Below are 7,307 nucleotides of genomic sequence, written 5' to 3'. Positions count from 1 at the left end.
ACATCCACCCGGGAGTCCGGGTCGTCGGTCCAGTCGACCGCCACCTCATGAATCCGCAGGCCGTTACGTTCAGCGAGAAGCAGTAGTTCGGTGTCGAAGAACCAATGGTTATTCTCGATCGCGGGTAGAAGCGCGCGGGCCACGTCAGCCCGGACCGCCTTGAAGCCGCACTGGGCGTCCCGGAAGGACGTCCGGAAGGTGACCCTCAGCATCCAGTTGTAACAACGAGAGATGATCTCTCGTTTCGGTCCGCGAACGACCCTGGACCCGCGAACCAGCCGAGAACCGATCGCGACGTCCGAATGGCCCGAAAGCAACGGCGCGACCAACGGCAACAGTGCCTCAAGCCCGCTGGAGAGATCCACGTCCATATATGCAACGACATCGGCGTCCGACGCCGACCAGACGGCCCGCAACGCCCGGCCACGACCCTTGGCCTCCAGCCGTGTCACCCGTACCCGACTCAGGTCGGTGGCCAACCGCCGGGCGATCACAGGCGTGGCGTCGGTACTCGCGTTGTCGGCGATCGTGATCCGCCAGTCAAAGGGAAAACGGCGGGTCAGGAAGTCATGCAGTCGCCGGATGCTGTCAGCAAGGGCCGCCTGCTCGTTGTAGACCGGGACCACCACCTCGACGACAGGTTGCGGTCGCCATTGAGCTGGTAGCGTCACGGTGGTCGGCGCTGCGACGACCGCCGGGAGTGTCACGACGGGATTTACGAGTACTCCGGTCTGCCTACTCCCACCACCAGGCATCGGCATCGACACCACCGGGTTCGGTGCAGTCCGCGATGGTTCGCAGTCGCGACGGCCCCGCAGATGTTTCGGCAGCTTCACCTCTCCAAGGGTTGGGGAAGGCGTTGAGGACAGCCTGAAGTAGACCTGAGAAGCTACTGAGAGCACCGTTGCGGGCGTCCTCCCAGACCGCGTGACAGCCACCCGGGGACGGTGGCCCAGTCACCCTCCGGTCGTCACAGCCTGTAATCGGGCACTCGGGCAGTCGGATGTTCGGACAGAGAGCGGGTTGACGTGCTTCACGCACTTCCCCATGGGTGCCACCATGGTGGAACCCGCGGTCGCCGTTGTCGTCGCTACCGCATTCACCGCCGAGGTGTCGCATGCGCGGCACGGTAGGAATCCTCGGCGTGCACGCCGGGGAGGACGTCAACATCACCACAATGACCGCTGTGGGACCTACGCTCCCGGACGCCGTGCCTCAGCCGACTGTTGGTCGCATTTCAGTCTTCACTCAGCTTGTGAGGGGAAGGTTTCTACCATGAGCACGCGGCCCCCCTTCACCTCCCCGGACGGACGTCCTTCGGACTCGCGGGCACCCGATGCCGGCGGCGACGACCTCCGGTCCGGGCCGGATGCCCCGGTCTGGACGGCGCCGGATGCCGAGCCATACCCGTCCACCCACCAGCCCGCTGCCCGGCCGGCAGCGGGCAGCGGGCCGGGCAGCGCCGGATCCGAGCGACCCACGATGCAGACACCAGCGGGGATACAGACACCGGCGGGCGCGGCAGACCCCCGGACGCGCCCTGAGTGGGGCTCAGCCGACGCGTCCGGCCGGGCCTGGTGGGGAACGCCCTGGAGCGCGCCCGGTACGAGCGTCTCCGACGACGCGACGGCCGTGGCACCCTCGGGCGGCACCAGCTCCGGATACCTGAGCGGCCCCGTCGACAGGACGACGTCGCGCTCCGGGCCAACACCGCCATTCGGGCCGACACCGCCATACGGGTCGACACCATCCGGGCCGATACCGCCATTCGGACCGACACCGCCATACGGGCCGACACCACCGCCGTCCGGCCCGTACTACGGCCCTCCTCAGACCGTCGGGCAACCGGCCCCGCCGCCGCGCCGCAGGCGGCTCGCCGCCGCCGCGGTCGCGCTCGCGCTGGTCTCCGCCGGGGTGGGCGGCGGTGTCGGCGCTCTGGTCGCCGGCGGCAACGACGCGTCGACCGTGGTGTCCTCCAGCGGCCTGCTGCGCAGCACCAGCACTGCGGGAACGTCACCCGCCGCATCCGGCACGGTGTCAGCCGCCGCGCAGACGATCCTGCCGAGCGTGGTCACGATTGCCGCTACATCGAGAAACCAGGCGAGCACCGGCTCCGGAGTGATCATTCGTCAGGACGGCTACATCCTGACCAACAACCACGTGGTAACCGACGCCGCACAGGGTGGTTCCCTGACGGTGACCACGCAGGACGGCAAGGACTTCAACGCAAAGATCGTCGGAACCGACCCGACATCCGACCTCGCGGTGGTCAAAATTGACGCGACCGGATTGAAGCCGACCACCTTCGGCGACTCCGACGCGCTTTCAGTCGGCGAACTGGTGGTCGCGGTCGGCAGCCCGCTCGGACTCAGCGGCACCGTCACATCAGGCATCGTGAGTGCCATGCATCGGCCGGTGCGCACCGGCGACACCAACGTCCAGGACAGCAACGCCGTCCTGGATGCCATCCAGACCGACGCTCCGATCAACCCCGGCAACTCCGGCGGCCCGCTCGTCAACAGCAAGGGCGAACTGATCGGCATCAACTCGGCCATCGCAACCGTGGGCTCGAGCAGTGGCGGGTTCGGCAGTCAACAGGAACAGCAGTCCGGCAACATCGGTGTCGGGTTCGCGATCCCATCCAACTATGCCCAGTCCGTCGCCGGAGAGCTGATCAACAAAGGGACCGCGGTACACCCGTATCTCGGTGTGAACGCCTCAACCGCCGGAGCAAGCCAGACCGACCCGAACGGTGACGGGACCGGTGCCACCATCCAGAATCTGGTCAACAACGGACCCGCCCAGCATGCCGGACTCCAGGACGGCGACATCATCACCAAGCTGGGAGACCGCCGGATCACGAGCGTTGACGGACTCATCGCGGCAGTCCGGTCCCAGCCCATCGGCAGCAAGGTGACCGTCACCTACACCCGCGGCGGTCAGACACATACCGCGGAGGTCATCCTGGCTCAGCAACCACCGTCCTGATGGCCCACGACAACCACGACAACCACATGATCAAATGATCTACGGCCTGGTGGGTCCAGCAGGTGACAACAAAGTTTTCCCGACGTTCCCCTCATGGCATGGCCGGGACGCTCTAACGTAGCGGGCGATGCCGGTGTCGATCCGTCCGCGCCAGGACACCGGCATGACTCATCCCGCCAATGGGGGCTACGGGAGAATGCACTGATGACTGGCGGTATCCGCCGTACTGACCCGGAGGGGGCCGCCGCGACCGGTTCACGCCCCAGACACGCTGTGTCGGCCGCTGCCGACCGTGGCTCGGGCAAGCGGCCTGACGGACCGCGGCCGCGAACCCCCGAGTCCGACATCGACCTCGTCATGCGGATCCGGCGAGGTGAGCGGGACGCTTTCGACACCGTCTACCAGCACTATGCAGACGACGTCTTCTCGATGTGCCTGCTCATCCTGGGCGATGCCAAGGTCGCTCAGGCAGCTGCGGGCACGGCGTTCGCCCTGGTCGCCCGAACCCGGCTGACCACACTCGGCGATGCCACCCGGCTGCGCTCATGGTTACTGGAGCTGGCCCGCGGCAGCGCCTTGGCGTGGTCCGGCTCGCCCCAGGCCCGCAGTGGCCCGGTACGGCACGCGGTGGCGCCCGAGGAGATGCTCGCGAAGGTTCGGATCACCCCGGCGCCCGCACAGCTGTGGGAAGGACTTGTCCGCACCTTCGACCGCGCCGCAACGGCGGCCGAAGGCACCGCCTCGCCGTCCCGAGTTCAGGGATCGGTGCCAACTCAGGCATCGGTGCCAACTCAGGCATCGGTGCCGGACGCTCCCGCGGGTGCCGCGAGCGGTACACCGGGTGACCTCGACGACGCGCCAACAGCCGTTGTGCTCCCCGCCACGCGTCCCGGTGGCAGCTCCCCCGACCTGAACGACCGGCGTGTCCGGCCCACGGTAACGGTCGCCGCGTCGCTGCTCCTCGCCGTCGTCGGTATCACCGCCGCGATCAACTGGCCCACCGCGGCCGAGGTCGGCGCCTCCTACCCTGACGTCGCGTTCGGTCCGTCGACGCCGGGACCAAGACCCCCCGCCACCGACCGGAACCAGACTGCCGTGATCATACCGACGGTCGCCGGGGAGTTCGCCAGGCAGCTGTCCGGCCAGCGGACCGAACCGGCGGTACCTGGGGTCGGCGGCGCGAAGGAGATGGTTCAAGTGGCCCAGCGGTCCACCGCAGAGGCGACCAGACCGCAGGCCGTACCCGAGCAGGGTCCACCGAATATGATCAACTCGCTGCCACGAGCAACCACGACACCGGCGGCCGTGGCACCCACCACACCGGCGGAGCGCTCCGCGGCGAACGCACCACCTACCGACGCCGAACCGCAGTCAGCGCCACCGCCGACGTCGACGACGTCGGCGATGCCCTCGGCCACTCCCGACACGGGCGCGTCTGCGACGAGCGTGCCAGCGTCCGGGGCCACCGCCGCCGGCGTGGGGCAGCGCCCGCAACCAGACTCCGTCGTCGGCATTCAGCCGGTCTGACCAGGGTCTGTCGGCTACCGCACCTGGTAGAACAGGGTGGTCACATACTGATCGAAATCGTTCACGCGCAGCGTCAGCCGCAGCTGCCACGCCCCGGGCAGGGGCACCTGCATCCCCTGGGCGATCGCGTGGCCCGGTGCCACCTGGGTGAGCGGCACCGGAAGCGGCCCGACTCCGGCGTCAGGCAGTGACAGCTGCGCCGACGCGTCCGCGAGCGGCGCTACCTTCCCTGCAGGGTCGAAGGTGTAGATGTGCAGGGTCTGCGGTCCGTGCCTGGTCGGGCTGATGTCGACCTGGACGGTGAGCGGCCCGGCGAACACCGTGTCGGCGAACGGCGGCACATATGACGTCCGCGCCGGAATGGAGTTGACCAGCACCGCCGTCACCGCGAGCACCACCGCGGCCAATCCGGCTTCGAACAGCACCCCACGACGCAGCCCGGCGACCGCACGCTCGGTGACCGCACGCTCGGTGGCTTGGAACCGCCCCTGGGCATCGGTCGATGACGACCCCGGCGGACGTGCGCCCGCGCCGGCTGTGGTGTCCGAGCGGCTCGCCGCCAGGGCCGCGACGACCGGCCGGTAGTGGCGCACGACCCATCTGTGCGCCAGCCAGCCGACTCCGAACATCAGCGCCACGAACCACAGCTTCAGCAGCAGGAGACGGCCGTAGGCGGTGGTCGTCAGCGCTGCCAACCCACCGACCTCCCGCCAGGTCTGGTAGACCCCCGTGAGGATGATGATGCCAACCGCCGCCATCGCCGTGCGTGACCAGCGCGGCAGTACCCTGGCGAGTTCGGCGGCGCGGGCAGCGGGCACCCGGGCGTCGGGCACGCCGGTGTCGGGCACGCCGGTGTCGGGCACGCCGGCGTCCGGTCGACGATTCCGATCACCGGCTGGACCGCGCCGCGACGTTGTGCGCAGGAAGACCACCAGCACCGCGAGGCCGCCCGTCCAGGCGGCGACTCCCAACACGTGCAGGGTCATGATCGTGGTCGCCAGCCACGCGTGGTCACCGACACCCGCATGCCCGGACGCCGCCTGGGTCACGGCGACGACGAGCGCGAGGCCACCCAGCTCCGCGACGGCCCGGCGGCCACTGACCACGATCGCGCGCAAGAGCGGTACCGCGAGCAGCAGCGCGAGGATGCGCAGCAGCACCAGATGTCCGAATCTGGTGTGCAACGTCGTTGACAAGGGAGCCCATTGCGCGAGCGCGGACATCCCCTGACCCGCACCGTAGGGACCCTGTACCAGCAACAGGCCGACAGCGCCGGCGAGCGTCACGCCCCATCCCGTCCACAGCAGCCGGTTCGGGCCGGGCCGGTGCAGCCCGGCCGGCCAGAGCGTCAACAGGAAGAAGCCCGCGCCGAGCAGGACGGACAGACCTGCGAACGCCACGAAACGCACCACCCCGGCCAGCACGCTGACGCCGGCCGAACCGCTGCTGGTGGACACGGCCGAGGCAGCGGCGGCATCCGGGGCCACCCCTACACCGAAGAGGAATCCACCGGAGACCGGATGGCTGTCCGCGGAGATGACATGCCAACTGACGACATACGTGCCACGCTCGAGTCCGGCAGGTAGACCGACCACGACCTGGCTGCCAGCCTGTCCATGCCGGACGTCGCCGGAATCCACTCGTTTGCCGGCCGCGGAGATGACCGTTATCGAACGCGGGTCCGTCGTCACCGACTCACTGAAGCTGAGCGTGACCGCCGACGGAGGGGTCGCCAGGGTGGAACCACCGACCGGGTCGCTGCGGTCGAGCACGGCGTGCGCCGACGCCGGACCGGCCGTCGCGACCAGTACCGCGACCAGCGCGACAAGCAGAACCCCGACACGGCGGATGATGCGAACCTCTACCACCGCCCCAGTGTCCCTCGTGCGGTCCACGGATCCCGCCCGCTACCCCTTCGCTCCCTTCCCGCTCCCTTCCCGCTTCGCCGGAGCGGCACCGTAGGCTTCGCGTTGATGAACGTGACCACTGAGGTCCGGTTATGGCACGGGCCGTCCCGCGCGTTACTCGTTCTCGGCGCGCTGGTCTGCTGGCTGATCGTCGGGGCCTCGCCCGCATCGGCGCACTCTGTCAGCGGCGGCGGATCCACCAACCTGCGCACGACGCTGACGGGGATGAACCCCGCCGTGAACGGCGTCACCCTGGCTCCCGTGGAAAACGGCAGCCGGGTCAGGTTGACCATCAGCGGCGACCACACGGTGATCGTCAGGGGATATTCCGGCGAACCGTACCTACGGGTGGACCCGACCGGAGTCTGGCGCAACGCGCTGTCATCCGCCACCTACCTCAATGCCAGCCGGTACGGGTCGTCGGGCCTGCTGGCCGGCAGTGACGACACCGCGCCACCCCGCTGGGAGAAAATCAGCGACCGCGGTACCACCGTCTGGCACGACCACCGAACCCACTGGATGGGGACGCAGGACCCGCCGGTCGTTCTGGCGGCGCCCGACCGTTTCCACGAGATCTACACCTGGATGATCCCACTGACCGTGGACGGCCGGGCGGCCAGCGCAACCGGCACCCTTGCCTGGATTCCGGGGCCCTCCCCAGCCCCGTGGGTCGTTCTCGCGATCGCGCTGGCCGCCGGGGTAGTGGCGCTCGGGTTGCTGCGACACGCGGGTAGGGCACTGGCCGTGGCGGTGACGACCATCGTCGCGGCGGACGTCACCCACTCGGTACTGATCGCGTTCTCGCGGGCCGACGGCCGGCTGTCGGGCTTCCTGCTCGGCAACACCGTGGAGATGGTCGCCTGGACCCTCGGGCTGGTCGCGGCC

5 protein-coding genes are annotated in these 7,307 nt (G+C 69.1%); 3 read left to right on the top strand and 2 right to left on the bottom strand.

Annotated elements, in window-relative coordinates; genetic code table 11:
* Window positions 1–707, bottom strand: a 707-nt coding sequence (locus U9978_RS19620) for a glycosyltransferase (protein ID WP_322762599.1), incomplete at its 3' end; no start/stop codon positions are given.
* Window positions 708–1,275: 568 nt separating this feature from the next.
* Here U9978_RS19620 and U9978_RS19615 point away from each other — a divergent pair.
* Window positions 1,276–2,988: a S1C family serine protease gene (locus U9978_RS19615; protein WP_322762598.1), complete on the top strand. Its 1,713-nt coding sequence runs from the start codon at window positions 1,276–1,278 to the stop codon at window positions 2,986–2,988.
* Window positions 2,989–3,192: 204 nt separating this feature from the next.
* Window positions 3,193–4,515, top strand: coding sequence for an RNA polymerase subunit sigma-24 (locus U9978_RS19610; RefSeq protein ID WP_322762597.1), 1,323 nt, complete (start codon window positions 3,193–3,195; stop codon window positions 4,513–4,515).
* A gap of 14 nt (window positions 4,516–4,529) precedes the next feature.
* On the opposite strand, the gene U9978_RS19605 is transcribed toward U9978_RS19610, so the two are convergent.
* Complete coding sequence (locus tag U9978_RS19605; RefSeq protein WP_322762596.1) at window positions 4,530–6,383, bottom strand: copper resistance protein CopC; 1,854 nt, start codon at window positions 6,381–6,383, stop codon at window positions 4,530–4,532.
* Between the two features lie 105 nt (window positions 6,384–6,488).
* Between U9978_RS19605 and U9978_RS19600 the strand changes: the two genes are divergently transcribed.
* Window positions 6,489–7,307, top strand: an 819-nt coding sequence (locus U9978_RS19600; RefSeq protein ID WP_322762595.1) for a hypothetical protein, incomplete at its 3' end; no start/stop codon positions are given.

This window comes from Protofrankia sp. Cr2, from assembly GCF_963555885.1.
Classification (GTDB): domain Bacteria; phylum Actinomycetota; class Actinomycetes; order Frankiales; family Frankiaceae; genus Protofrankia.
Note: the sequence above shows the minus strand (reverse complement) of the source record. Positions and strands in the feature narration are given on the sequence as shown.